The 22584-nt window shown below is 54.1% G+C and carries 32 protein-coding genes and 1 pseudogene; 6 read left to right on the top strand and 27 right to left on the bottom strand.

What is annotated here, in order from left to right; genetic code table 11:
• Positions 1 to 5 precede the first annotated feature (5 nt).
• From atpD to B9Z39_RS02720, 8 genes are read right to left on the bottom strand one after another with little or no spacing between them, the layout of a single operon-like run.
• The gene (gene atpD / locus B9Z39_RS02755) at positions 6 to 1433 is read right to left on the bottom strand and encodes a F0F1 ATP synthase subunit beta (RefSeq protein ID WP_100147437.1); all 1428 of its coding nucleotides are present in this window, start codon (positions 1431 to 1433) and stop codon (positions 6 to 8) included.
• A 23-nt stretch (positions 1434 to 1456) separates the two neighbouring features.
• Positions 1457 to 2323: a F0F1 ATP synthase subunit gamma gene (gene atpG, locus B9Z39_RS02750; RefSeq protein ID WP_100147436.1), complete on the bottom strand. Its 867-nt coding sequence runs from the start codon at positions 2321 to 2323 to the stop codon at positions 1457 to 1459.
• Positions 2324 to 2351: 28 nt separating this feature from the next.
• Positions 2352 to 3890, bottom strand: a complete 1539-nt coding sequence (atpA, locus tag B9Z39_RS02745; protein WP_100147435.1) for a F0F1 ATP synthase subunit alpha — start codon at positions 3888 to 3890, stop codon at positions 2352 to 2354.
• Positions 3891 to 3939: 49 nt separating this feature from the next.
• Entirely contained in the window at positions 3940 to 4470 is a 531-nt protein-coding gene (locus B9Z39_RS02740) for a F0F1 ATP synthase subunit delta (RefSeq protein WP_108300643.1), read from the bottom strand.
• Between the two features lie 9 nt (positions 4471 to 4479).
• Positions 4480 to 4950: a F0F1 ATP synthase subunit B gene (locus B9Z39_RS02735; RefSeq protein ID WP_100147433.1), complete on the bottom strand. Its 471-nt coding sequence runs from the start codon at positions 4948 to 4950 to the stop codon at positions 4480 to 4482.
• A gap of 30 nt (positions 4951 to 4980) precedes the next feature.
• Positions 4981 to 5229: a F0F1 ATP synthase subunit C gene (gene atpE, locus B9Z39_RS02730; protein ID WP_100147432.1), complete on the bottom strand. Its 249-nt coding sequence runs from the start codon at positions 5227 to 5229 to the stop codon at positions 4981 to 4983.
• A 48-nt stretch (positions 5230 to 5277) separates the two neighbouring features.
• Positions 5278 to 6135 (bottom strand): F0F1 ATP synthase subunit A, encoded by an 858-nt coding sequence (gene atpB, locus B9Z39_RS02725; protein ID WP_100147431.1) that lies wholly within the window; start codon positions 6133 to 6135, stop codon positions 5278 to 5280.
• A 13-nt stretch (positions 6136 to 6148) separates the two neighbouring features.
• Positions 6149 to 6628 carry an ATP synthase subunit I gene (locus B9Z39_RS02720; RefSeq protein ID WP_108300642.1) on the bottom strand — a complete coding sequence of 160 codons (480 nt, stop codon included), beginning with the start codon at positions 6626 to 6628 and terminating at the stop codon, positions 6149 to 6151.
• A 108-nt stretch (positions 6629 to 6736) separates the two neighbouring features.
• Here B9Z39_RS02720 and B9Z39_RS02715 point away from each other — a divergent pair, with 108 nt between their 5' ends.
• Genes B9Z39_RS02715 through lipA form a run of 3 tightly spaced genes read left to right on the top strand, consistent with a single transcriptional unit; the run spans position 6737 to position 8746 of the window.
• On the top strand, positions 6737 to 7030 hold the full coding sequence (locus tag B9Z39_RS02715; protein WP_100147429.1) for a YbeD family protein: 294 nt from the start codon (positions 6737 to 6739) through the stop codon (positions 7028 to 7030).
• Positions 7031 to 7051: 21 nt separating this feature from the next.
• Entirely contained in the window at positions 7052 to 7732 is a 681-nt protein-coding gene (gene lipB, locus B9Z39_RS02710; RefSeq protein WP_100147428.1) for a lipoyl(octanoyl) transferase LipB, read from the top strand.
• 27 nt (positions 7733 to 7759) lie between these two features.
• Complete coding sequence (gene lipA, locus B9Z39_RS02705) at positions 7760 to 8746, top strand: lipoyl synthase (protein WP_108300641.1); 987 nt, start codon at positions 7760 to 7762, stop codon at positions 8744 to 8746.
• Positions 8747 to 8766: 20 nt separating this feature from the next.
• Here the strand turns inward: lipA and ptsP are convergent, their stop codons facing one another.
• From ptsP to B9Z39_RS02680, 5 genes are read right to left on the bottom strand one after another with little or no spacing between them, the layout of a single operon-like run.
• Positions 8767 to 10530: a phosphoenolpyruvate--protein phosphotransferase gene (gene ptsP / locus B9Z39_RS02700; protein WP_100147426.1), complete on the bottom strand. Its 1764-nt coding sequence runs from the start codon at positions 10528 to 10530 to the stop codon at positions 8767 to 8769.
• Positions 10531 to 10539: 9 nt separating this feature from the next.
• Positions 10540 to 10809, bottom strand: coding sequence for an HPr family phosphocarrier protein (locus B9Z39_RS02695; protein ID WP_100147425.1), 270 nt, complete (start codon positions 10807 to 10809; stop codon positions 10540 to 10542).
• Entirely contained in the window at positions 10778 to 11230 is a 453-nt protein-coding gene (locus B9Z39_RS02690; RefSeq protein ID WP_100147424.1) for a PTS sugar transporter subunit IIA, read from the bottom strand. Before B9Z39_RS02690 ends, B9Z39_RS02695 begins: the two co-directional genes overlap by 32 nt.
• A 25-nt stretch (positions 11231 to 11255) precedes the next feature.
• On the bottom strand, positions 11256 to 12506 hold the full coding sequence (locus tag B9Z39_RS02685; RefSeq protein WP_108300640.1) for an MFS transporter: 1251 nt from the start codon (positions 12504 to 12506) through the stop codon (positions 11256 to 11258).
• Entirely contained in the window at positions 12503 to 13039 is a 537-nt protein-coding gene (locus B9Z39_RS02680) for a hypothetical protein (RefSeq protein ID WP_158269442.1), read from the bottom strand. Before B9Z39_RS02680 ends, B9Z39_RS02685 begins: the two co-directional genes overlap by 4 nt.
• Positions 13040 to 13139: 100 nt before the next feature.
• Between B9Z39_RS02680 and B9Z39_RS02675 the strand changes: the two genes are divergently transcribed.
• Both B9Z39_RS02675 and B9Z39_RS02670 read left to right on the top strand, forming a co-directional pair.
• Positions 13140 to 14387 carry a CaiB/BaiF CoA-transferase family protein gene (locus B9Z39_RS02675; protein ID WP_108300638.1) on the top strand — a complete coding sequence of 416 codons (1248 nt, stop codon included), beginning with the start codon at positions 13140 to 13142 and terminating at the stop codon, positions 14385 to 14387.
• 13 nt (positions 14388 to 14400) lie between these two features.
• On the top strand, positions 14401 to 15135 hold the full coding sequence (locus B9Z39_RS02670) for an alpha/beta fold hydrolase (RefSeq protein ID WP_100147420.1): 735 nt from the start codon (positions 14401 to 14403) through the stop codon (positions 15133 to 15135).
• Between the two features lie 15 nt (positions 15136 to 15150).
• Here B9Z39_RS02670 and B9Z39_RS02665 read toward each other — a convergent pair whose 3' ends face one another.
• A complete protein-coding gene (locus B9Z39_RS02665) occupies positions 15151 to 15603 on the bottom strand; it encodes a cytochrome c (RefSeq protein WP_100147419.1) in 453 nt (150 codons plus the stop codon).
• A gap of 102 nt (positions 15604 to 15705) precedes the next feature.
• On the opposite strand from B9Z39_RS02665, the gene B9Z39_RS02660 reads away from it, so the two are divergent.
• Positions 15706 to 16386 (top strand): cytochrome b/b6 domain-containing protein, encoded by a 681-nt coding sequence (locus tag B9Z39_RS02660; RefSeq protein ID WP_108300927.1) that lies wholly within the window; start codon positions 15706 to 15708, stop codon positions 16384 to 16386.
• A 60-nt stretch (positions 16387 to 16446) separates the two neighbouring features.
• On the opposite strand, the gene B9Z39_RS02655 is transcribed toward B9Z39_RS02660, so the two are convergent.
• The 13 genes and pseudogenes from B9Z39_RS02655 to B9Z39_RS02595 all read right to left on the bottom strand — a co-directional run.
• A complete protein-coding gene (locus B9Z39_RS02655; protein ID WP_100147418.1) occupies positions 16447 to 16953 on the bottom strand; it encodes a peroxiredoxin in 507 nt (168 codons plus the stop codon).
• Between the two features lie 98 nt (positions 16954 to 17051).
• Positions 17052 to 17321 carry a 30S ribosomal protein S17 gene (gene rpsQ / locus B9Z39_RS02650; RefSeq protein ID WP_100147417.1) on the bottom strand — a complete coding sequence of 90 codons (270 nt, stop codon included), beginning with the start codon at positions 17319 to 17321 and terminating at the stop codon, positions 17052 to 17054.
• Between the two features lie 10 nt (positions 17322 to 17331).
• Positions 17332 to 17526 (bottom strand): 50S ribosomal protein L29, encoded by a 195-nt coding sequence (gene rpmC / locus B9Z39_RS02645; protein WP_100147416.1) that lies wholly within the window; start codon positions 17524 to 17526, stop codon positions 17332 to 17334.
• Positions 17527 to 17544: 18 nt separating this feature from the next.
• Complete coding sequence (gene rplP / locus B9Z39_RS02640; protein ID WP_100147415.1) at positions 17545 to 17961, bottom strand: 50S ribosomal protein L16; 417 nt, start codon at positions 17959 to 17961, stop codon at positions 17545 to 17547.
• Between the two features lie 2 nt (positions 17962 to 17963).
• On the bottom strand, positions 17964 to 18851 hold the full coding sequence (rpsC, locus tag B9Z39_RS02635; RefSeq protein WP_100147414.1) for a 30S ribosomal protein S3: 888 nt from the start codon (positions 18849 to 18851) through the stop codon (positions 17964 to 17966).
• A 15-nt stretch (positions 18852 to 18866) separates the two neighbouring features.
• On the bottom strand, positions 18867 to 19196 hold the full coding sequence (gene rplV / locus B9Z39_RS02630; RefSeq protein ID WP_100147413.1) for a 50S ribosomal protein L22: 330 nt from the start codon (positions 19194 to 19196) through the stop codon (positions 18867 to 18869).
• A gap of 9 nt (positions 19197 to 19205) precedes the next feature.
• On the bottom strand, positions 19206 to 19484 hold the full coding sequence (rpsS, locus tag B9Z39_RS02625; protein ID WP_100147412.1) for a 30S ribosomal protein S19: 279 nt from the start codon (positions 19482 to 19484) through the stop codon (positions 19206 to 19208).
• Between the two features lie 10 nt (positions 19485 to 19494).
• Complete coding sequence (rplB, locus tag B9Z39_RS02620) at positions 19495 to 20319, bottom strand: 50S ribosomal protein L2 (protein ID WP_100147411.1); 825 nt, start codon at positions 20317 to 20319, stop codon at positions 19495 to 19497.
• Positions 20320 to 20321: 2 nt separating this feature from the next.
• Positions 20322 to 20648 (bottom strand): 50S ribosomal protein L23, encoded by a 327-nt coding sequence (gene rplW / locus B9Z39_RS02615; protein ID WP_108300637.1) that lies wholly within the window; start codon positions 20646 to 20648, stop codon positions 20322 to 20324.
• On the bottom strand, positions 20645 to 21265 hold the full coding sequence (gene rplD, locus B9Z39_RS02610; RefSeq protein WP_100147409.1) for a 50S ribosomal protein L4: 621 nt from the start codon (positions 21263 to 21265) through the stop codon (positions 20645 to 20647). The genes rplW and rplD overlap by 4 nt, the downstream gene beginning before the upstream one ends.
• Positions 21265 to 21930: a 50S ribosomal protein L3 gene (rplC, locus tag B9Z39_RS02605; RefSeq protein ID WP_100147408.1), complete on the bottom strand. Its 666-nt coding sequence runs from the start codon at positions 21928 to 21930 to the stop codon at positions 21265 to 21267. The genes rplD and rplC overlap by 1 nt, the downstream gene beginning before the upstream one ends.
• Positions 21931 to 22113: 183 nt before the next feature.
• The gene (gene rpsJ, locus B9Z39_RS02600; protein ID WP_019426908.1) at positions 22114 to 22428 is read right to left on the bottom strand and encodes a 30S ribosomal protein S10; all 315 of its coding nucleotides are present in this window, start codon (positions 22426 to 22428) and stop codon (positions 22114 to 22116) included.
• A 13-nt stretch (positions 22429 to 22441) separates the two neighbouring features.
• Positions 22442 to 22584: pseudogene (locus B9Z39_RS02595) on the bottom strand (elongation factor Tu); the annotation flags it as partial.

Raw genomic sequence — 22584 nt, 5'->3', positions numbered from 1 at the left:
ATCTCTCAGATCTTTTTAGCTTTTTCGAAGGCTTCGTCGATGGTGCCGACCATGTAGAAGGCCTGCTCTGGCAGGTGGTCACACTCGCCGTTGGTGATCATCTTGAAGCCACGAATTGTTTCAGCCAAAGTCACGTATTTACCGGGCGAACCAGTGAACACTTCTGCGACGTGGAAAGGCTGTGACAAGAAGCGTTGAATCTTACGAGCGCGGGCAACGGCCAGCTTGTCTTCGGGAGCCAACTCATCCATACCCAAAATTGCAATGATGTCACGCAATTCTTTGTAGCGTTGCAAGGTGCCTTGCACGGCACGCGCAGTGGCGTAGTGCTCTTCACCAACAACCAGCGGATCCAACTGACGGCTGGTGGAGTCCAAAGGATCCACAGCGGGGTAGATACCCAGTGCAGCAATGTCACGGCTCAACACAACCGTTGAATCCAAGTGAGCAAAGGTGGTCGCAGGCGATGGGTCGGTCAAGTCGTCAGCTGGCACGTACACGGCCTGAATGGACGTGATCGAACCCACTTTGGTAGACGTAATACGCTCTTGTAAGCGGCCCATTTCTTCTGCCAATGTAGGCTGGTAGCCCACAGCAGAAGGCATACGACCCAACAATGCTGACACTTCGGTACCAGCCAAGGTGTAACGGTAGATGTTGTCCACGAAGAACAACACGTCGCGGCCTTCGTCACGGAAGGACTCGGCGATGGTCAGACCCGTCAAGGCCACGCGCAAACGGTTACCAGGTGGCTCGTTCATTTGACCGTACACCATGGCCACTTTGGATTCACCCAAGTTTTCCAGGTTCACCACGCCAGAGTCAGCCATCTCGTGGTAGAAGTCGTTACCTTCACGGGTACGCTCACCCACACCTGCGAACACGGACAAACCGCTGTGCGCTTTGGCGATGTTGTTGATGAGCTCCATCATGTTCACGGTCTTGCCCACACCGGCGCCACCAAACAAACCGACCTTACCGCCTTTGGCGAACGGGCAAACCAAGTCAATCACTTTGATGCCGGTCTCAAGCAACTCTTGCGAGGGGCTGAGTTCGTCATAAGCAGGTGCCTTGCGGTGGATCGACGCGCTTTGCGTCATGTCAACAGGACCACGTTCGTCGATGGCGTTACCCAACACGTCCATGATGCGGCCCAGCGTGGCTTTACCCACAGGAACCGTGATCGCAGCACCGGTGTTGGTGACCATCAAACCGCGACGCAAACCATCAGAGGTTCCGAGTGCGATGGTACGGACGATACCGTCACCCAGTTGCTGCTGCACTTCCAGCGTCAGGGCCGTGCCCTCGAGCTTGAGTGCGTCATACACCTTGGGCATGTGGTCGCGTGGGAACTCGACGTCCACCACAGCGCCAATACATTGAACTATCTTGCCCTGAACGCCAGCGTTCATGTGGGTGGTCTCATGAGCCATACTCTTTGCTCCAAAAATTAAAATCAGACAGCAGCCGCACCAGCGACGATCTCGGAGAGTTCCTTCGTGATCGCTGCTTGACGCGTCTTGTTGTAAACCAGTTTGAGTTCGTTGATCACGTTCCCAGCGTTGTCGGTCGCGGACTTCATCGCCACCATGCGTGCCGACTGCTCGGACGCCATACTTTCAGCCACGGCTTGATAAACCAAGGCCTCTACGTAGCGAATCAACAGCTCGTCAATGACGACATGTGCATCGGGTTCGTAGATGTAATCCCAGCTGCGCTGGCCTTCGTGCACCTTGAGTTTGTCCGCAGACAAAGGCAGCAATTGCTCAACAACGGACTCTTGCTTCATCGTGTTGATGAAACGCGTGAAGCACAGGTACACCGCGTTGATTTCGCCGTTCACATAGGCATCCAACAACACTTTGACGGGGCCAATCAGCTTGTCCAAGTGAGGCGTGTCGCCTAATTGAGTGGCCTGCGATACAACTTTGACGCCTGAGCGGTTCAAGAAACCCAAGCCCTTGTTGCCAATGGCCACAGCTTGTGCTGACATGCCTTCCGCTTGCAAGTCACGCAACTTGTGCGTCACAGCGCGCAGCACGTTGGTATTCAAACCACCGCACAAGCCTTTGTCTGTGGTCACCACGATCAGGCCTGCAGCCTTAGCTTGGTTGATCTCCATGAATGGATGCACATACTCAGGATTGGCTTTGCCCAGGTTGGCGGCCACGTGACGAATTTTTTCGCTGTACGGACGCGCAGCACGCATCCGGTCTTGCGCTTTTCGCATTTTGGACGCGGCCACCATTTCCATGGCCTTGGTGATCTTCTTGGTGTTTTCCACCGATTTGATCTTGCCGCGTATTTCCTTACCTGCTGCCATCAGAGGCTCCTTGTATGGTCAGGTAAGTTCAAGCAAAAGTTTTCTTGAATGCGGCAACAGCTGCATTCAATTCAGCTTCAGCGTCTTTGTCCATGGCTTTGTCGGCTTCGAGTTTGGCCAACAAAGCGGCATGCTTGTCTTTGAGGTAAGCATGCAACTCATGTTCAAAGTGCAGCACTTGCTTGACTTCAACATCATCCAAAAAGCCTTTGTTCACGGCGAACAACGTGGCACCCATCAAGCTGATCGGTTGCGGGCTGTATTGAGCTTGCTTGAGCAGCTCAGTCACACGCGCACCACGGTCGAGCTGTTTACGTGTGGCTTCGTCCAGGTCAGAAGCGAACTGCGCAAACGCGGCCAATTCACGGTATTGCGCCAAGTCGGTACGAATACCGCCGGACAAATTCTTGATCAGCTTGGTTTGAGCCGCGCCACCCACACGAGACACCGAGATACCGGCGTTGATCGCAGGGCGGATACCAGCGTTGAACAACGAGGTTTCCAAGAAGATTTGACCGTCAGTGATCGAAATCACGTTGGTTGGCACGAAGGCGGACACGTCACCGGCTTGGGTTTCAATGATAGGCAATGCCGTCAATGAACCTGTTTTGCCTTTGACTGCACCTTTGGTGAAAGCTTCGACGTAGTCGGCGTTCACACGGGCAGCACGCTCCAGCAAGCGGCTGTGGAGATAGAAAACGTCGCCAGGGTAAGCTTCGCGGCCTGGAGGACGACGCAACAGCAAAGACACTTGGCGGTAAGCCACGGCTTGTTTGGACAAATCGTCGTACACGATCAGGGCGTCTTCACCACGATCGCGGAAGTATTCGCCCATCGTGCAACCTGAGTAGGCTGACACGTACTGCATGGCAGCAGACTCAGAGGCCGAGGCCGCCACCACAATGGTGTATTCCATCGCGCCAGCTTGTTCCAAGGCACGCACCACGTTTTTGATCGATGAGGCTTTTTGGCCAATCGCAACATAAACGCAGGTCATGTTCTGACCTTTTTGGTTGATGATGGCGTCAATCGCGACAGCGGTTTTACCAGTCTGACGGTCACCAATGATCAATTCGCGCTGACCGCGACCCACGGGAACCATGGAGTCAATGGACTTCAAACCCGTTTGCATGGGCTGGCTCACTGATTCGCGAGCGATCACACCAGGCGCCACTTTTTCAATCACGTCGGTCATCTTGGCGTTGATGGGGCCTTTGCCGTCAATAGGCTGACCCAATGCATTCACCACACGGCCAATCAGCTCGGGGCCAACAGGCACTTCCAAGATGCGACCGGTACATTTGACAGTGTCGCCTTCGGAGATGTGCTCGTACTCGCCCAAGATCACCGCACCCACCGAGTCACGCTCAAGGTTGAGGGCCAGGCCAAAAGTGTTGTTTGGGAACTCCAACATCTCGCCCTGCATCACATCAGACAGACCGTGGACACGGACAATACCGTCGGTCACCGACAACACGGTGCCTTGGTTGCGAACATCGGCGCTCGACGTCAGACCTTCAATACGGGTCTTGATAAGTTCAGAGATTTCTGCGGGATTGAGTTGCATGACTCTTTCCTTCTTTCTTGTTAGGGTTGACGCTCCTGAAGCCGGCGGCTCAAGCGGTCAACGCCACTTTCATTTGATCCAGACGGGCTTTGACAGAAGTGTCCAACACCTCATCACCCACCACCACACGAATACCACCAATCAGCTCAGGCTCCAGCTTGACGGACACGTTCAAAGCACGCCCAAAACGCTTTTGCAAAGCGTCGCTCACTTGAGCAAGAGAGGCTGCATCGATGTCGTATGCGCTGTAAACCACGGCATCTGATGAACCATTTTGTTTGTTCAAATGCTCGCGGAACTGAGCTGCGACTTCTGGCAATGCGCTCAATCGACCGTTGTCGATCACGGCACGCAAAAAGTTTTGCGCAGTTGTTGGCAGTTTGGATTTGGCAATGCCAGAGATCAGCTGAAACACTTGCTCAGCGGTCACTTTAGGATTGTCAGCAAACTGTAGCAACTGAGCGTTGGCGCCAATCGCTGCCAGCTCATCAAGCCAAACAGCAGTGGCGCTCAAGTCAGACAGCGAAGCTTTGTACAAGGCTTCCGCGTAAGGGCGGGCAATGGTGGCAAGTTCGGCCATGTCTTCCTCTTACAGCTCAGTCTTGAGACGGCCCAACAAGTCGGCATGGACACTGGCGTTGACTTCCTTACGGAGAATCTGCTCAGCACCTTTGACAGCCAGCACGGCAACTTGCTCACGCAAGGCTTCACGGGCTTTCACGACTTGTTGCTCGGCTTCCACCTGAGCAGCAGCAACAATTTTCTTCGCTTCTTCCGAGGCGCGAGCCTTGGCTTCGTCGATCAAGTGTTGCGCGCGGCGCTCAGCGTCAGCCAACAAAGTAGTGGATTCATTGCGGGTTTCAGCCAGCTTGAGTTCCACCTCTTTGTGTGCATTGGAGAGTTCAATCTTGGCATGTTCGGCCGCAGCCAATCCATGGGCAATTTTTTCTGAACGTTCGTCAAGCGCGTTTGCGATTGGGGGCCACACGAATTTCATCGTGAACCACACCAGAACCGCAAATACGATCATCTGGACGAACAGGGTTGCATTGATGCTCACGGCAACACCTTTCTTATGGTTGTTGCTGGATTACTTCAGGACGAAGGGGTTCGCGAAAGCGAACATCATGGCGATACCAACGCCAATCAGAAAAGCCGCGTCAATCAGACCAGCCAGCAAGAACATTTTGGTTTGCAATTCGTTCATCAGTTCAGGCTGACGAGCGGCTGCTTCGAGGTATTTGCTACCCATGATGCCGATACCGATACAAGCGCCGATAGCGCCTAGACCAATGATGAGACCGGCTGCGAGTGCGACATAACCGAGGACGTGTTCCATTTTTGTTGCTCCTATGAATGGATGAGTGAGAAAGTTAAGAAAAGGAAATCAGTGGGCGTCGTGCGCCTGACCCACATACACAAGCGTCAGCATCATGAAGATGAAGGCCTGCAATGTGATGATCATGATGTGGAAGATGGCCCAGATAGAACCAGCGATGACGTGCCCGATAGGCAACAATACCCCCGGCAAAGTGGCCGCCGCAGCGCCCCCCATCAAGGCAATCAGCATGAACACCAGCTCACCAGCGTACATATTGCCGAAGAGTCGCATGCCGTGCGAAACGGTCTTGGCCGCAAATTCAATCATCTGCATGATGAAGTTCACAGGCCACAACAGGGGATGCGCACCAAAGGGAGCACAGAACAGTTCGTGGACCCAACCACCAATGCCTTTGATCTTGATGTTGTAAAACACACAAACCAATAACACCGAAGTTGACAGGCCCAAGGTCGTTGACAGGTCAGCCGAAGGCACCACGCGCATGAACGCATGATGCGCATCATGCCCTGCGGCACCGTAAATCATTTCCCAGATTTTGGGAAACAGGTCCACGGGAAACAAGTCCATGGCGTTCATCAGGAAAATCCAGACAAACACCGTCAAAGCAAGAGGCGCCACCATTTTGCGACTCTCCGCACTGTGAATGATGCCTTTGGCCTGGCTGTCCACCATTTCGACCAAGATTTCAACAGCTGCCTGGAAACGACCCGGCGCATGAGCCGTTGCGCCGCGCGCAGCCTTCCACATGAAAAAGCTAGCCACAAGACCCAGCACAACCGACCAGAAGATAGAGTCAAGGTTGTACACAGAAAAGTCAATGACGCCAGCCATCGGCTTGTTTTGCAGATGGGTTAAGTGGTGAACTATGTATTCACCAGCGGTCGGACCATGTTCAACTGACATTCGTTCGCTCTTTTTAAGTTGGACTCGTTGGATAAAACACCCGGCGCATGCCAAGTGCCAACCAATACACCTTCATCGTCACCACCAAGCCCACCAACATGGCAGGCCAGCTCAAATCTTTCACCCAGTGAGGGGCCGCAAACAATATTGCAAGCGTCAGGCCAATTTTGACCAACTCCCACAGGAAAAAACCAAACACTGCAGCTCCCGCGTTGACCGATGCCACCGGACTGGTTAAGCCCCTGGCAAACAACGCAGCAGGAAGAATGACCGCAAACGCGCCGCAAGCCGCCGAGTAAGCGACCGCCTGGCGACCAGAGATCCACCAAGCCAATAGCGCGACCAAGACACCCACCACCGCCTGAACACCCACCACTCGCCACACGGACAAGAGAGGCTGACGCTCCCGTAACTGCTGGACTTGTTCAGCCGTTAGCGGCTCGAACACTTCTTGGTTTGCATTCTCTTCATCTTCGGGAAGCATTCTGGTCATGTTTGTTTACGCCCAGGTTACATCCACGCGATACTGCAAAGCCTGCCATTGTACGTGATAACACATACGTTTTGATGGATAAACACACCAGAGAGGATAATTGAGTACATGACATCCCCTCCCTTGCCCCCGGGCACCTCGCGCCAAGACTCGTTGATTGAATACCCATGCCGCTTTCCCATCAAAGTCATGGGTAGCAAAGTGGACGGATTTGTCCACGCCATGACTCAGATTGCTGAGCAATTTGACCCCAGCTTTGATGCCTCGACGTTGGAGTTGCGCGATAGCAAAAACGGCAATTACCTAGGGATCACCCTGATGATCACCGCAACAAGCCGCGAACAACTTGATGAGTTGTACCGCACGCTGTCCACGCACCCCATGGTCAAGATCGCTTTATAAAACCAACATCACCCCTAGTTCATGCAAATCGACATGCGCGGCCTGACGCCCTACCTGCAGACCTACCAGGCCATGCAGGACTTCACGGCCACCCGCACCGCTCAAACGCCAGACACTCTGTGGGTTTGCGAGCACCCCCCCACTTTCACCCAAGGCTTGGCCGGACAGGCTAGTCACTTACTGGCACCAGGCGATATCCCCATCGTGGCAACAAATCGGGGCGGGCAGGTCACATACCATGGCCCGGGTCAAGTGGTGGCGTATCCATTGATCGATTTGCAACGTGCAGGCTATTACGTCAAAGAATATGTCCACCGCATTGAAGAAGCGGTCATTCGAAGTTTGCTGCACTTCGGGGTCACGGGCCATCGCGTGACGGGAGCGCCGGGTATTTACGTACGCATCGACGACCCAGCCAGTCACGCTCTCTTACCACAGCGCCCTCAAAAAGACGCCGCGCAGCCCCCCAACTTTCAAGGCCTTGGAAAAATTGCAGCCCTAGGCATTAAAGTCAGCCGTCACTGCACGTACCACGGCGTTGCCCTCAACGTGGCCATGGACCTTTCCCCTTTTCTGCGCATCAACCCTTGCGGCTATCAGGGCCTACAAACAGTCGATCTTTCTACAATCGGCGTATCGGTCAGTTGGCAAGAAGCCTCTGATGTTTTGAGTCAAAAACTCGCCACTTACTTGGCCCCATGAACCGGGCCTGACAACAGGTTTACTGCCATGCCCACCCCTGACAACCGCGTCGTGCGCGACGTACAAAGCGTCGACACATACAACGCATCCGATAAACAAAAAGCCGCAGCCAAGCTGTCACGCATTCCGGTGAAGGTGGAAGCAGGTGAAGTGTTGAAAAAGCCGGATTGGATTCGCGTCAAAGCGGGCTCTCCCTCCACGCGTTTTTACGAAATCAAAGACGTGTTGCGTAGCAACAAATTAGTGACCGTGTGCGAAGAAGCCTCCTGCCCCAACATTGGCGAATGCTTTGGCAAAGGCACGGCAACGTTCATGATCATGGGCGACAAATGCACACGACGCTGCCCATTTTGCGATGTCGGCCACGGACGCCCAGACCCATTGGATGTGAGTGAGCCTGAGAACTTGGCCAAAACCATTGCAGCACTCAAACTGCAATACGTGGTGATCACCAGTGTCGACCGTGACGATTTGCGCGATGGCGGCAGTCAGCATTTTGTGGATTGCATTCGTCGCACACGTGAGCTCTCGCCTCAAACACAGATCGAGATTTTGGTGCCTGACTTCCGAGGCCGCGATGACCGTGCCCTAGAGATTTTGAAAGCTGCGCCACCCGACGTCATGAACCACAACATGGAAACCGTGCCGCGTCTGTACAAAGAAGCGCGCCCCGGCAGCGACTATGCATTCAGCCTGAACTTGCTCAAGAAGTTCAAAGCCTTGTTCCCCCATGTACCTACCAAAAGCGGTTTGATGGTGGGCCTGGGAGAAACCGATGAAGAGATCTTGCAAGTCATGCAAGACATGCGGGCCCACCACATCGACATGCTCACGATTGGCCAATATTTAGCGCCCAGCACCAGCCACATCCCCGTTCGTCGCTATGTGCACCCAGACACTTTCAAAATGTTTGAAGCCAAAGCCTATGAAATGGGATTCAGCCACGCTGCCGTAGGCGCAATGGTCCGCTCGAGTTACCACGCGGACCAACAAGCGCATGCAGCGGGTGTTTAAAAAGAGCTTGTGCAGCGACGTTAGACACCCATCAACTCTGCAGGCTCTTCGCTGGCGAGCACTTGCTGAGCCCAAGCTTGCAGGCGGCTAGTATCTGCACGCAGCACTTCTTGCTTGACCGCGAGAATTTGGGTGGGATGCATTGAAAAGCTGCGCAACCCCAAACCTAGCAATAGACGAGTGAGTGCGGGGTCTCCAGCCATTTCGCCGCACACACTCACGCTCTTTCCTTGAACGCGGCATTCGGCCATGGTGTCGGCAACTAGCCGCAGCACCGCCGGATGCAGCGGGTCATACAAATGAGCCACTGACTCATCCGCACGGTCGATGGCCAAGGTGTATTGAATCAAGTCATTGGTGCCAATCGACAAAAAGTCGAAGTAGCGCAAGAACATTTTCACGCTCAGTGCGGCGGCGGGAACTTCGATCATGGCCCCCACCTTGAGCGGACCAAACGCTTCGCCGCGGGCATCCAACTGAGCGCGTGCTTGCTCAAGCAAGGCAAAGGTTTGCTTGATCTCGCGGGCGTGCGCCAACATCGGAATCAACAAGTGCACTTGCCCATGTGCCGCAGCCCTCAAAATGGCGCGAAGTTGTGTCAAAAACATCGCTGGATCAGCGAGGCTCCAACGGATAGCACGCAAACCTAAGGCGGGGTTGAGATGCGACTCGTCTTTCAACGATCGGTCCAGGGGTTTGTCCGCGCCGATATCTACGGTTCGAATGGTCACGGGCAATCCCTTCATGCCTTCTACTGCACGACGGTAGGCCAGGTATTGCTCTTGCTCATCAGGCAGTGATCCGACTCGCCCCATGAACAAAAACTCGCTGCGGAACAAGCCCACGCCCACAGCACCCACATCCAGCGCAGCCGGAGAGTCTTCGGGCATTTCAATGTTCGCCAACAGCTCCACCCGTTGCCCATCCAGGGTCACAGCAGGCGTATGTCGCAACCGGGAAAGGCGCTCGCGCTCCAACTCTGCCTGGCGTTGCTTGAAGCCGTATTCAGCCAAGATGATGGGCGAGGGATTGACGATCACCACGCCCGCGTCACCGTCGATGATGATCCAGTCATCTTGCCGCACCAACTGACTGGCAGTACGCGCACCAACCACGGCAGGAATATCCAAACTGCGCGCAACGATGGCTGTATGCGATGTTTTACCGCCCACATCGGTTACGAATCCGGTAAACACACTTTGCTTGAATTGCAGCATGTCAGCCGGCGACAAGTCATGTGCCACCAAAACCAATGGCACATCCATGCTGTCTTCAAGCTGCAAGTCTTGTTGCCGCGATGCACCTTGGCGCTTGTGTGCCACCGTAGGCACCACGTGATGTGCCACGCCTTTGATGTGCCGCAACAAACGCTCGACCACTTGTTCTAAATCACCCTTGCGCTCACGCAAGTACGGATCATCCATCTCGTCAAACTGACGCGCCACCACATCCAGTTGCGAGGTCAGAGCCCACTCTGCGTTGTAGAGCCGGTCTTTGACCCAGTGTGTAACACCCTCAGCCAACATGCTGTCTTGCAGCAACATGAGGTGTACCTCCAAGATAGCCGCCAGCTCTGGTGGCGCATCTTTGGGCAAGGTGTCGTGCAGGGTTTGCAGCTCAGATTGCACCGCCATGCGTGCTTTGGCCAAACGACGCAACTCTGCGTCTACCTGCGTAGGTTCAATGAAATAGTGTGCGACATCCACACGACTCGACGCCACAAGAACGGCGCGTCCAATGGCAATGCCGCGTGCAACTGCAAGACCGTGAATGGCAAATGTCATGCGAGAACCTTACTCACCTTCACCAAACTTGTCGTTGATCAAAGCCAACAAAGCATCCATCGCTTCTTGTGCTTGCTCGCCGTCGGTTTCGAGCTCCACTTCGCTGCCTATTCCGGCAGCAAGCATCATCACACCCATGATGCTTTTGGCATTCACGCGGCGGTCGCCTTTGCTGATCCATACCTCGCACGGAAAACTACCGGCCAATTTGGTGAGCTTGGCAGACGCACGGGCATGCAAGCCTAATTTATTGCTGATGGTCGCGATGGTTGTGATCATGGGTTCTACGGTTCTGATTCTGATTCTGAGGGGCGGTGATGGCCACTTGCATGACGCCTTGGGTGCCACCGGTCAAGGCACGCGCCACCAAAGCATCCAAGGGCTCATGCCTGTAGCAAACGGTTCGAAAAAGCATGGGCAAATTCACACCGGCAATGAGCTTGGCATGGCTGCCCGCCACCAGCTTTTGCGCCACATTGGCAGGCGTCGCACCAAAAATATCGGTCAACACCAATACGCCCTCGTCTGCAACATCAGCAAGTGCTTTGCGAGCGGCCACCAAGGTTTCTTCCGGCTCGGCGTTGGGCAACACATCAATGGCAATCACCGATTGAGCGCACTCCGGATACACATGCAAAGCACAATCACGCAGGGCCTGAGCCAGGGGTGCGTGCGCGATGATAAAAATGCTGTTGCTCATAAACGAGATAGACGGTTACAACAGATTATCGACGGTCTGACTTATGTTTAAGAAAGTACGCATAAGCAACAATGCAACAGACCAGAAAAACTGCAATGGATGCCCTGAACGCTTGTGGCTCATCGAGGCCGCCCGACTTGAATGCATCGATCATCAAGCCGATCCCCCATTGCACAACAAAGACGCCCAAAAACAACACCAAGTTATAAGCTGACAAAGCACGTCCAGCCAATGCCGGGGGAAATGACATGCCCACGGCAGGTTGGGATAGCGCAACGAAGCTGCTGCTGATGCAAAACAAGGCCCAGGACAAAGCACCTGCATCTGCGCCAGACAAGATGATGTAGAGCTGAACGCAAAAATTGATGGGTACGCCATAAGTCATGAGTTGATTGGCCGTAAAGCCACGCGCATACAGACTCGGTGTCACCAACCCCCACAACCAAAAGGTGACCAACATCGAGACGTTCACCCAAAAGAGACCTGTTGCGGCTTCCAAAGGGGTGTAGCCTGCGACCTTGACCATCCAAGGCCCGGCCCACAGGGTTTGCATTGCAATCAACCCGCCGTAGCTAAAAAAGCCCATGGGCACCAAACTTCTGAAATAAGGCGTCTGCCAAACTTGGCTATAACTCGCCAAGATCCCTTTGGACGCGGGTCGACTTGCAGCGTGGTCATCGGTGGTATGCGACGGTGCCGTGCGCCACTCGGGAACTTGCCAGCGCATCAACCACATGGAGAGCACCAGCAAAAAAGCCAACCCCACAAACATCCAGCGCCATCCGGTCAAAGGCAGCAACCACTGCACGGGCAAAGTAGAGGCCAACATGCCTAAAGAGCCGGTCATCAACATCCAAGAATTTGCTCGTTGTTGTTTGTCCAATACCAGCCAGCGTCGATAGCCCGTCAAAGGCGCCATCAAGCAGGCGCTGACACCAACGCCAATCAAAACACGCGCCAACAACAAACCGCTAAAGCTGGTTGACCAGGCAAACGCCAGGCAGCCGAGCACGGCAACGCCCAAAAAAGCTTGCACGACTTTTTTGGGTCCTCGCTGATCCAACCAATGCCCCATCGGCAACTGAGTGGCAGCAAAGCCCAAGAAATAGCCCCCAGCCAACAACCCCAAGTCTTGGGCGTGTAGGCCAAACTCAACGGTCAGTCCAGGCGAGAGTGTGGCAGTGATCGCACGCAAGAGCGCTGACAAAAAGTAAGCCGATGCAAACGCCACAAACACCCAGACAGCCGCACGACGCGGCAACACATCGTTGTTCATTGCAATTTAATTCCTGAAAAATAAACGTCTGCGGTTTCGTCGAACGACTTCGTTTTGGCCGCGCCATACATCGCTACTTGGTACAGCTTGTTGCCATGCATGAACCATCCAAATTCAACTTGAAGCGCGGCTGTTTTGACCCGACTGCGTACCGCCTGAGGCGCTGATACGGCGCCAGCCAAAGCCCAGGGCTGTGTGAGCGCGTCCTGTGTACGCACACTCAAAGGTGTCAGGCTGGCTTGTTGCCAGGCGTTCAACATCACGTCTGGCAAAACTCCTGCGGGCAATGCGATTTGCCCAAAAGTGAATTGCAAGTCACTGGCTTCACACCCCTGCAGTTGCAGACTGGCTGGAAGGGCATCTTGTCCTGACTGCAACAAAATATTGCGCACGGCTTGATCCGGTTTGCATGGCATCAACACGACGACATCCCCTGCGTCAAACCGTACCTCACGCCAATTCAAAGCCGGAGTACAGGCGGTGCAAACACACACAGCCATGGCACATAGCAAGTAAACCCAACTTTTTGTCATAGCGCACATTATCTGGTGCGAGTGATACAACCAACTGCTCAAAGATGACATGTGAGACTGCTGAGAGCCGACAAAACAAAATTTGCCCGACAATTTGCACATGAACTCACTTGAAGGCATTCGCATCTTGGACTTGTCGCGCGTACTCGCGGGTCCTTGGTGCACACAAACTTTGGCCGATTTAGGCGCAGACGTGATCAAGATCGAGCGCCCCGGCGCAGGCGATGACACACGTGGATGGGGCCCGCCTTTCCTCAAGGACCCATCGGGTGCGGATACCCGAGACGCTGCGTATTACCTGGGTACCAACCGCAACAAGCGCTCGGTCACCTGTGACATCGCCACCCCTGAAGGGCAAGCCTTGATCCGCAAGCTGGTCATGTCTTGTGATGTGTTCATCGAGAACTTCAAAGTGGGCGATATGGCGCGTTATGGGCTGGACTACGCCTCGTTGTCCAAGCTGCATCCGCGTTTGGTCTATTGCAGCGTGACAGGTTTCGGCCAAACGGGCCCTTATCGTGAGCGCGCAGGGTACGACTACGCAGTACAAGGCATGGGCGGCTTGATGAGCATCACGGGCGAGCGTGATGACTTGGGCGGTGGGCCCCAAAAGGTAGGCGTGGCTGTTGCCGATTTGTTCACTGGCATGTATGCCACCGTGGGCATCTTGGCTGCATTGCGTCATGCCGAAAAGACAGGGCAAGGTCAGTATGTTGACATGGCCTTGCTCGACACCCAGGTGGCGATGCTGGCTAATCTGGGCGCCAATTATTTGGTAGCCGGACAAAAGGAAGGCAAAGTACCAGGACGCTCTGGCAACGCACATCAAAACATCGTCCCCTACCAAGTCTTTGAAGTGGCCCCCGCCGAAGATGGCCACAAAGACCATTTGATTTTGGCTGTCGGCAACGATGGTCAATTCGCCAAGTTCTGTGCTGTCGCGGGTCATCCGGAATTGGCCAGTGATCCAAGGTTTGCTAAAAATGCAGATCGCGTGCGCCACCGCGACATCTTGGTCCCACAACTGGAAGCGATTTTCATGACGCGCCGCAAAGCCGATTGGCTCAGCGCGCTAGAAGCCGCGAAAGTTCCTTGTGGGGCCATCAACAACTTGGCTGAAGTATTTGCCGATCCCCATGTACGTTCGCGAGACATGGTGACCACGTGGCAACACCCCGCCAGCGGTCCAGTTGAGTTGGTATCGAGCCCTATCAAACTCAGTGCAACGCCCGTGCGCCGAGACATGCCTCCACCTTTGCTGGGACAACACACCGAGCAGGTGTTGCAAGAGGTTCTGCATCTGAGCGCCGATGAGTTGGCTACGCTGCGTAACAAACACATCATTTGAAGTAGGTACACCCATGGCAAATTTTGTCTTGGTTCATGGTGCCTGGCATGGCGCCTGGTGCTGGCGACGCGTGACAGAGCGACTCACACAACAAGGGCACCGTGTCCACGCCGTCACATTGACAGGTGTCGGTGAACGCGCGCATTTGTTAACGCCGGACATCCACCTGAGCACACATATTCAAGATGTCGTGTCCACAATTGACACCGAAGAGCTCAACGATGTTGTGTTGGCGGTTCACTCTTATGCCGGCATGGTGGGGACTGGCGTTGCAGATGTCATGCATGAGCGTCTGCGCCATTTGGTGTATGTTGACGCCATGGTTCCCAAGCCAGGAGAAACTTGGAGTGCGACACACACGCGTGCCACGCGTGAAGGCCGCTTGGCTGCTGCCAAAGCCAGCCCGACCTATAGCTTTCCTGCCCCAGGTCCTGAGTTGTTTGGTTTGAGTGGCGATGACGCCGATTGGGTCGGTCGTCGACAAACACCCCATCCTGGTCATCCTTACACCGACGTCTTGAACTTTTCACCCGAACGGGTCGCTTCTGTCCCACGAACCTACATTCGCTGTACGAAACCGAGCTTGGCAACAATGGATGCCATTTGGCCTCGTGTCACGGATCCCGCGTTTTGGGATGGGTTGTGGTTACCTGGTTCGCGTACGGTTGAAATGGCAACGGGGCACGACCCAATGGTCAGTGCCCCGCAGGAGCTCACGCAAGTACTCTTGGACTGCGCTACGCTGTGATGATTGAAACTCTGTTTATTTAGCTCTGAAATCATCGTGACAGGCCTTGCAAGTGCCTGCTGTTGCGCTAAATGCAGATTTGAATGCATCTTCTTTTCCTGAGTGTGCAGCAGCAGCCAATTTCACAGACTCTGCTTGCAACTTGTCTGCGGCCTCTTTGAACTTAGCAGATTGTTTCCAGATTTCTGGTTTGGCCTTGGTATCGCCTGAGTCAGATCCTTCCACAAAGCCAGCCCAAGGCAGTTTGGCCATGCTCGCCACAATATCAGCATTGTCTGCAGCGACCTTGGCATCAAAAGGCACCTTGCCTTGAGCCATGGCACCTAGACGACCGAAATGGGCCCCCATCACCGTCAAGGCTGATTTGCGGTACTTGATGGCATCTTCCGGTTTTGCAAATTGTGCTGCGGCAGATACGCTGAATGTAGCGGCGCTTACTACCAACAGAGCGAGGGTCAACTTCTTCATAGGTGTCATCCTTTAGGTTCAAAATAGGGGATTGCTCGACGGCACTAAGTTTACGGACTTTGTGGCGTTTTGTCTTATGCGCACATAGGAATGGTAATTGCCATGAATCACACCACATCAGCGGTTCGGATTTGGGATCTGCCCACACGCCTTTTTCACCTCACCCTTGGTTTGTCAGTCGTTGGACTCATCATCACTGGCGAAGTTGGTGGTGACGCCATGCGCATTCATTTTTGGCTAGGCTATGTGGTTCTTACCCTGGTTTTCTTTCGCATCGTCTGGGGAGTGTTTGGTGGCCATTGGTCTCGGTTTGTCAATTTCTTTCCTTCGCCACAACTCGTGGAAATTTATGTTGCAGCATTGCGCCGCAAAGAACAGCCTAAGTCCATCAGCCATAACCCGCTGGGAGCACTGTCCGTGTTGGCGATGTTGACCATCTTGTTGCTGCAAGTAGCGAGTGGGCTGATCAGTGATGATGAGATTTCAATATCAGGACCATTGACGTCACTCGTGTCTGGTGCCTGGGTATCCTTTGCTACGAATTACCACACGGAAGTCGGCAAAGTTTTGCTTATTTTTCTACTAGTTTTGCATGTTGCTTCTATTTTGTTTTATAAATTTTTCAAAAACGAAGATCTGATTACGCCCATGATTGACGGTGATAAGCAACTGCCTAGCACCACGCACCCTTCCCGCGACAGCATCACGTCACGCGCATTTGCTCTTGGTGTTTTGGTTGCTTGTGCTTATGCTGTCTACCGACTTGTGCAGCTTGGCGGCTGAGTCCTTAGTGAATGAAAAAAAGCCGCGCATTGCGCGGCTTTTTTATTGGGGCACCAGGACTCAAGCTTTTGCCAAACTCAGCATGGTGTCAGCATCACTGACTTCAAATTTACCAGGTGCCTCTACATTCAGTGCAGCAACTTTGCCGTCTTTGATCAGCATCGAATAACGATTACTACGCAAGCCCATCCCGCGTCCAGACAAATCCAGCGTCAACCCTGTTGCTTTGGTGAAATCGGCACTGCCATCGGCCAACATGCGAACTTTGCCGTTGGACTTTTGATCACGCGCCCATGCACCCATGACAAATGCGTCGTTCACACTCACGCACCAAATTTCATCGACGCCAGCTGCTTTGAGTTGGTCAAATTTTTCCACGTAACCAGGCACGTGCTTGGCTGAGCAAGTCGGCGTGAAGGCACCTGGCAATGCAAACAATGCAATGGTTTTTCCAGCAGTAGCTTTGGCAACATCCACTGCATTGGGGCCAATGCTGCAGCCCTCACCCTCTACCTCAGAATATTCCATCAGTGTGGTGTGAGGAATGGTGTCTCCGACTTTGATCATGGGATGCTCCTATCAATTGAAATGGGATCAGGAAAAAGAAAAGCGACCCACATTGTGGGTCGCTTTCAGAGGTCTTGCAGAACCTAGGTCCTAAAGACTTAAACCGCAGCAGCCTTTTGAACCAAACGGGTCGCAACCCAGTTTTTGGTTTTGGAGATGGGTTTGCTTTCGGTGATTTCGATCAGGTCGCCCAGATGGTATTCACCAGTTTCGTCGTGCGCGTGATACTTGCTCGACTTGGCAACGATCTTGCCGTAGAGCGCGTGCTTGACGCGGCGCTCGACCAACACAGTCACTGTCTTCGTACGTTTGTCGCTGACCACCTTGCCAATCAAGGTGCGCTTGAGGGATTTCTTAGCTTCCGTCATGTGGGCTCCTTTACTTGGCGGCTTGCTTTTCAGCAAGAATGGTTTTGGCACGTGCGATGCTGCGACGGGTAGAACGCAGTTGTGACGTGTTGTTGAGTTGTTGCGTGCCTTTTTGCATGCGCAAGCCGAAATGGGCTTTTTGCAGCTCTTTGACTTCGGCTTCGAGGCCTGCAACGTCTTTTTGGCGCAGTTCAGCAGCTTTCATTTCTTATTTCTCCTGAATTTACTGGCCGATCAAGCGAGCCACGAACGTGGTACGCAAGGGCAACTTTGCAGCGGCCAAACGGAAGGCTTCACGGGCCAACTCTTCAGGAACGCCTACGATTTCGTAGAGGACCTTGCCGGGTTGGATCTCTGCCACGTAGTACTCGGGGTTACCTTTACCGTTACCCATACGCACTTCAGCAGGCTTTTGAGAAATCGGTTTGTCAGGGAACACACGAATCCAGATACGACCGCCACGTTTGACGTGGCGTGAGATCGCACGACGTGCGGACTCGATCTGGCGGGCCGTCAAGCGGCCGCGATCGGTGGACTTCAGACCGAAATCACCAAATGCCACGGTGTTGCCACGAGTAGCGATGCCGGTGTTGCGGCCCTTTTGTTCTTTGCGGTATTTACGGCGTGCTGGTTGCAGCATGCTTATTCTCCTGTTCCGTCCGCAGCCGTGCCAGTGGATGCGGGCGCGGCAACCTTGCGGACGCGCTTGACGGCAGTTGTAGGGGCACCAGCGGCTTCAGCGGGTTTATCGCTGCCATCCGTTGGTGCGGCATTGGTCCCTGCAGGACGGCGTGCGCCGCTGCGTGCTGGACGATCGCCTGTGGGGCGAGCATCACGGCGAGGACCGCGAGGACGACGCTCTTCTTCAGCACGGGGTTCCACGGCGGCCGGCAGATCATTACGACCCAGGGTATCGCCTTTGTAAACCCACACCTTGACACCAATGATGCCGTAGGTGGTTTTAGCTTCAGAAGTAGCGTAATCGATGTCTGCACGCAGGGTATGAAGTGGCACGCGACCTTCACGGTACCACTCGGTACGTGCGATCTCAATGCCATTCAAACGACCTGCCGACATGATCTTGATGCCTTGGGCACCCAGACGCATGGCGTTTTGCATGGCGCGCTTCATGGCGCGACGGAACATGATGCGCTTTTCGAGCTGTTGGGTGATGCTGTCAGCAATCAATTGAGCATCGATTTCAGGCTTACGCACTTCTTCGATGTTCACGGCAACAGGCACGCCCAAGCGAATGGCGAGTTCTTTCTTCAAGTTCTCGATGTCTTCGCCTTTCTTGCCGATCACCACGCCCGGACGAGCCGAGAAAATGGTGATGCGTGCGTTTTTGGCAGGACGCTCGATCAGCACGCGAGACACAGCGGCGTTTTTCAACTTCGCTTTGAGGTACTCACGCACTTTGATGTCTTCAGCCAGCATCCCGGCGAAGTCACGGTTGTTGGCATACCAACGGCTTGCCCAGTTGCGGCTAACTGCAAGGCGAAAGCCTGTGGGGTGGATTTTCTGTCCCATGTCTTTCTATACCTTTCAGTTGCCAACCGTCACGTACACATGGCACGTGGGCTTGCTGATACGGTTGCCGCGGCCTTTGGCGCGGGCGGTAAAGCGCTTGAGCGTGGCACCTTGTTCGACGTAGATGGTTTTCACCTTCAACTCGTCGATGTCAGCACCATCGTTGTGTTCAGCATTGGCAATCGCAGATTCCAAAACCTTCTTGACGATACCTGCAGCTTTTTTCTGCGTGAACGTCAGGATGTTCAGAGCCTGGTCAACTTTTTTGCCGCGAATCATGTCGGCTACCAGACGGCCTTTGTCGACCGACAGACGGACGCCCCTAAGGACTGCACGTGTTTCCATGGTCTTTCCTTATTTCTTCTGGACTTTTTTGTCCGCGGGGTGACCTTTGAAGGTGCGCGTCAAGGCGAATTCGCCCAGCTTGTGGCCCACCATTTGGTCGGTGATGTAAACAGGGACGTGTTGTTTGCCGTTGTGCACAGCAATGGTCAAGCCGATGAACTCGGGCAAGATCATGGAACGACGCGACCAAGTTTTCACTGGTTTTTTGTCTTTGTTGGTGACAGCCTTGTCGACCTTGGCCACCAAGTGATGGTCAACAAACGGACCCTTTTTGAGAGAGCGAGTCATTTGTTACCCCTTACTTTTTGCGACGCGACACAATCATCACTTGTGTGCGTTTGTTGTTACGGGTACGGTAGCCTTTGGTCAGGTTACCCCACGGATCGACTGCATGACGGCCTTCACCGGTGCGACCTTCACCACCACCGTGTGGGTGGTCGACTGGGTTCATAGCAACGCCACGCACGGTTGGGCGAATACCCATCCAGCGCTTGACACCTGCTTTACCCAATTGGCGAAGGCTGTGTTCTTCGTTTGCAACTTCACCAATGGTGGCGCGGCATTCGATGTGGATTTTGCGGACTTCACCTGAGCGCATACGCACTTGAGCGTAAGTGCCTTCACGCGCCAACAAAGTGGCCGAAGTACCTGCCGAGCGGGCGATTTGAGCGCCTTTGCCGACTTGCAATTCGATGCAGTGAATGGTGGAACCCACAGGAATATTGCGGATGGGCAATGTGTTGCCTGCACGGATCGGGGCTTCCGAACCGCTCATCAACGATGCGCCAACTTCCAAACCACGGGGAGCAATGATGTAGCGACGCTCGCCGTCTGCATAACACACCAAAGCGATGTGGGCAGTACGGTTAGGGTCGTATTCGATGCGTTCCACTTTTGCAGGAATGCCGTCTTTTGTGCGACGAAAATCCACCACGCGGTAGTGGTGCTTGTGGCCACCGCCCTTGTGACGGGTGGTGATGTGACCGTTGTTGTTACGACCCGATTTTTGGTGCTGGGGTTCCAGCAACGGAGCGTAGGGCTCACCTTTATGCAGGTGATCACGGGTAACCTTCACCACGCCACGTTGGCCTGGTGAGGTAGGTTTCATCTTGATGACTGCCATGATTAAGCGGCCTCCCCAGAGATGTTCAGTTCTTGACCGGCTTTGAGCGTTACATAGGCCTTGCGCACGTTGTCGCGACGACCGATGGATTTGCCAAAACGCTTGGTTTTGCCTTTGGTGTTCACCACAGAAACGCCTTGCACTTCGACCTTGAACATCAGCTCAACAGCTGCTTTGATCTCGGGCTTGCTGGCGTCTTGCAGCACTTTGAACGTCACGGCATTGCTTTTTTCAGCAACCGTGGTGGCCTTTTCAGACACCACGGGTGCGACCAGCACTTGCATCAAGCGACCTTCGTCAAACTTGGTTTTTTTGTGTCCGTGGCTCATGCGAACATCTCCTTGAGTTTGTCGATGGCAGCCTTGGTCACGAGCACCTTTTTGTAGTGCACCAGAGACAGAGGGTCTGCGTAACGAGGCTCAACCACCAGCACGTTAGGCAGGTTGCGCGAGGCCAAGTACAAGTTGTCATCAACTTCATCAGCAATCACCAGCACCGACTCAAGGTTCATCGCCTTGAATTTGGCCGCCAGTAATTTGGTTTTGGGGGCATCAACTGTGAGCGAATCCACCACAGCCAGACGACCTTCGCGGGCCAACTGCGAGAAGATCGAAGCCATACCAGCACGGTACATCTTCTTGTTGATCTTCTGGGTGAAGTTCTCTTCGGGGCTGTTCGGGAAAATCCGACCGCCGCCACGCCACAGAGGCGAAGACGTCATACCAGCACGAGCGCGACCCGTACCTTTTTGTTTGAACGGCTTCTTGGTGGAGTGCTTGACCTGCTCACGGTCTTTTTGGGCACGGGTGCCTTGACGCGCATTCGCTTGGTAAGCCACCACGATCTGGTGAACCAAATCTTCGTTGTATTCACGACCGAACACAGTTTCAGGCGCATCCACTTTGGAAGCGGCCAAACCTTGGTCGTTCAGGAGTTCGAGCTGCATCAGTTCGCTCCTTTAGCTTTGACGGCAGGACGCACAGTCACGAAGCCACCGGCCGAACCAGGGACAGCGCCACGGATCAACAACAGTTGGCGCGCTTCGTCAATGCGAATCACGTCGAGGTTTTGAGTGGTCACGATGTCGGCGCCCAAGTGGCCTGACATGCGCTTACCTGGGAACACGCGACCAGGATCTTGTGCCATACCAATCGAGCCAGGCACGTTGTGCGAACGGCTGTTACCGTGCGATGCGCGCTGTGACTTGAAGTGGTGACGCTTGATGGTGCCAGCAAATCCTTTACCAATGGTCGTGCCTTGCACGTCCACCTTTTGGCCCACAGCAAACACATCTGTCACCGGCACAGTGGCGCCCATGGCGTACTTGGCAGCGGTGTCAGCGGACACTTGAAATTCTTGGATAATTTCGCCGGCTTCGACGCCTGCTTTCGCAAGGTGGCCAGCCATAGGCTTGGTCACGCGCGAAGCTTTGCGCGAACCGAATGTGACCTGCAAGGCCACATAGCCGTCGTTTTCTTGGGTTTTCACCTGGGTCACGCGGTTGTTGGACACATCCAACACCGTGACAGGAACTGCGTCCCCATCATCAGTGAACAGACGCATCATGCCCACCTTGCGGCCCAGCAACCCCAAACGGATGCTTTGACTCATTGTTTTCTCCAAAACTCTCACCGTAGCCACTTCAATTGGCAGCCACGTTTTGATGTGAAAGACGGTTGATAAATCCCCACACAATATGTGCAGAGCCCGCGAGTATATCGCGAAAGTCGCACCAAGGGCAACTACCCTTGTGTGCGACTGCTGGGGCAGGCTTTAGACCTGCCCCAAAATGCATTACTGCAACTTAATTTCGACGTCCACACCTGCTGGCAAGTCGAGCTTCATCAAAGCATCCACGGTTTTATCCGTAGGGTCCACGATGTCCATCAAACGCTGGTGTGTACGAATTTCGAGCTGGTCACGGCTGGTCTTGTTGACGTGCGGTGAACGCAAGATGTCAAAACGCTTCATGCGGGTTGGCAAAGGCACAGGACCTTTGACAATTGCACCTGTGCGCTTAGCCGTGTCAACAATTTCAGCAGCCGACTGGTCGATCAGCTTGTAGTCAAATGCTTTGAGGCGGATGCGGATTTTTTGCTTAGAGGACATGGTGATTCCTCAATTAAGCAATGATCTTAGCAACCACACCGGCACCAACCGTCTTGCCACCTTCACGGATAGCAAAGCGCAAGCCCTCTTCCATCGCAATCGGGTGGATCAACTTCACCGTGATCGACACGTTGTCACCTGGCATCACCATCTCTT

Source organism: Limnohabitans sp. JirII-29 (assembly GCF_003063395.1).
GTDB lineage: Bacteria > Pseudomonadota > Gammaproteobacteria > Burkholderiales > Burkholderiaceae_C > Limnohabitans.
This window is presented reverse-complemented; position numbering and strand designations above follow the sequence as displayed.

What these genes read in the sequence shown, in the direction of transcription:
- atpD (WP_100147437.1), bottom strand. Translation starts at nt 1,433, where the DNA reads ATGGCTCATGAGACCACCCACATGAACGCTGGCGTTCAGGGCAAGATA.
- atpG (WP_100147436.1), bottom strand. Translation starts at nt 2,323, where the DNA reads ATGGCAGCAGGTAAGGAAATACGCGGCAAGATCAAATCGGTGGAAAAC.
- atpA (WP_100147435.1), bottom strand. Translation starts at nt 3,890, where the DNA reads ATGCAACTCAATCCCGCAGAAATCTCTGAACTTATCAAGACCCGTATT.
- B9Z39_RS02740 (WP_108300643.1), bottom strand. Translation starts at nt 4,470, where the DNA reads ATGGCCGAACTTGCCACCATTGCCCGCCCTTACGCGGAAGCCTTGTAC.
- atpE (WP_100147432.1), bottom strand. Translation starts at nt 5,229, where the DNA reads ATGGAACACGTCCTCGGTTATGTCGCACTCGCAGCCGGTCTCATCATT.
- atpB (WP_100147431.1), bottom strand. Translation starts at nt 6,135, where the DNA reads ATGTCAGTTGAACATGGTCCGACCGCTGGTGAATACATAGTTCACCAC.
- B9Z39_RS02720 (WP_108300642.1), bottom strand. Translation starts at nt 6,628, where the DNA reads ATGACCAGAATGCTTCCCGAAGATGAAGAGAATGCAAACCAAGAAGTG.
- B9Z39_RS02715 (WP_100147429.1), top strand. Translation starts at nt 6,737, where the DNA reads ATGACATCCCCTCCCTTGCCCCCGGGCACCTCGCGCCAAGACTCGTTG.
- lipB (WP_100147428.1), top strand. Translation starts at nt 7,052, where the DNA reads ATGCAAATCGACATGCGCGGCCTGACGCCCTACCTGCAGACCTACCAG.
- lipA (WP_108300641.1), top strand. Translation starts at nt 7,760, where the DNA reads ATGCCCACCCCTGACAACCGCGTCGTGCGCGACGTACAAAGCGTCGAC.
- ptsP (WP_100147426.1), bottom strand. Translation starts at nt 10,530, where the DNA reads ATGACATTTGCCATTCACGGTCTTGCAGTTGCACGCGGCATTGCCATT.
- B9Z39_RS02695 (WP_100147425.1), bottom strand. Translation starts at nt 10,809, where the DNA reads ATGATCACAACCATCGCGACCATCAGCAATAAATTAGGCTTGCATGCC.
- B9Z39_RS02690 (WP_100147424.1), bottom strand. Translation starts at nt 11,230, where the DNA reads ATGAGCAACAGCATTTTTATCATCGCGCACGCACCCCTGGCTCAGGCC.
- B9Z39_RS02685 (WP_108300640.1), bottom strand. Translation starts at nt 12,506, where the DNA reads ATGAACAACGATGTGTTGCCGCGTCGTGCGGCTGTCTGGGTGTTTGTG.
- B9Z39_RS02680 (WP_158269442.1), bottom strand. Translation starts at nt 13,039, where the DNA reads ATGACAAAAAGTTGGGTTTACTTGCTATGTGCCATGGCTGTGTGTGTT.
- B9Z39_RS02675 (WP_108300638.1), top strand. Translation starts at nt 13,140, where the DNA reads ATGAACTCACTTGAAGGCATTCGCATCTTGGACTTGTCGCGCGTACTC.
- B9Z39_RS02670 (WP_100147420.1), top strand. Translation starts at nt 14,401, where the DNA reads ATGGCAAATTTTGTCTTGGTTCATGGTGCCTGGCATGGCGCCTGGTGC.
- B9Z39_RS02665 (WP_100147419.1), bottom strand. Translation starts at nt 15,603, where the DNA reads ATGAAGAAGTTGACCCTCGCTCTGTTGGTAGTAAGCGCCGCTACATTC.
- B9Z39_RS02660 (WP_108300927.1), top strand. Translation starts at nt 15,706, where the DNA reads ATGAATCACACCACATCAGCGGTTCGGATTTGGGATCTGCCCACACGC.
- B9Z39_RS02655 (WP_100147418.1), bottom strand. Translation starts at nt 16,953, where the DNA reads ATGATCAAAGTCGGAGACACCATTCCTCACACCACACTGATGGAATAT.
- rpsQ (WP_100147417.1), bottom strand. Translation starts at nt 17,321, where the DNA reads ATGACGGAAGCTAAGAAATCCCTCAAGCGCACCTTGATTGGCAAGGTG.
- rpmC (WP_100147416.1), bottom strand. Translation starts at nt 17,526, where the DNA reads ATGAAAGCTGCTGAACTGCGCCAAAAAGACGTTGCAGGCCTCGAAGCC.
- rplP (WP_100147415.1), bottom strand. Translation starts at nt 17,961, where the DNA reads ATGCTGCAACCAGCACGCCGTAAATACCGCAAAGAACAAAAGGGCCGC.
- rpsC (WP_100147414.1), bottom strand. Translation starts at nt 18,851, where the DNA reads ATGGGACAGAAAATCCACCCCACAGGCTTTCGCCTTGCAGTTAGCCGC.
- rplV (WP_100147413.1), bottom strand. Translation starts at nt 19,196, where the DNA reads ATGGAAACACGTGCAGTCCTTAGGGGCGTCCGTCTGTCGGTCGACAAA.
- rpsS (WP_100147412.1), bottom strand. Translation starts at nt 19,484, where the DNA reads ATGACTCGCTCTCTCAAAAAGGGTCCGTTTGTTGACCATCACTTGGTG.
- rplB (WP_100147411.1), bottom strand. Translation starts at nt 20,319, where the DNA reads ATGGCAGTCATCAAGATGAAACCTACCTCACCAGGCCAACGTGGCGTG.
- rplW (WP_108300637.1), bottom strand. Translation starts at nt 20,648, where the DNA reads ATGAGCCACGGACACAAAAAAACCAAGTTTGACGAAGGTCGCTTGATG.
- rplD (WP_100147409.1), bottom strand. Translation starts at nt 21,265, where the DNA reads ATGCAGCTCGAACTCCTGAACGACCAAGGTTTGGCCGCTTCCAAAGTG.
- rplC (WP_100147408.1), bottom strand. Translation starts at nt 21,930, where the DNA reads ATGAGTCAAAGCATCCGTTTGGGGTTGCTGGGCCGCAAGGTGGGCATG.
- rpsJ (WP_019426908.1), bottom strand. Translation starts at nt 22,428, where the DNA reads ATGTCCTCTAAGCAAAAAATCCGCATCCGCCTCAAAGCATTTGACTAC.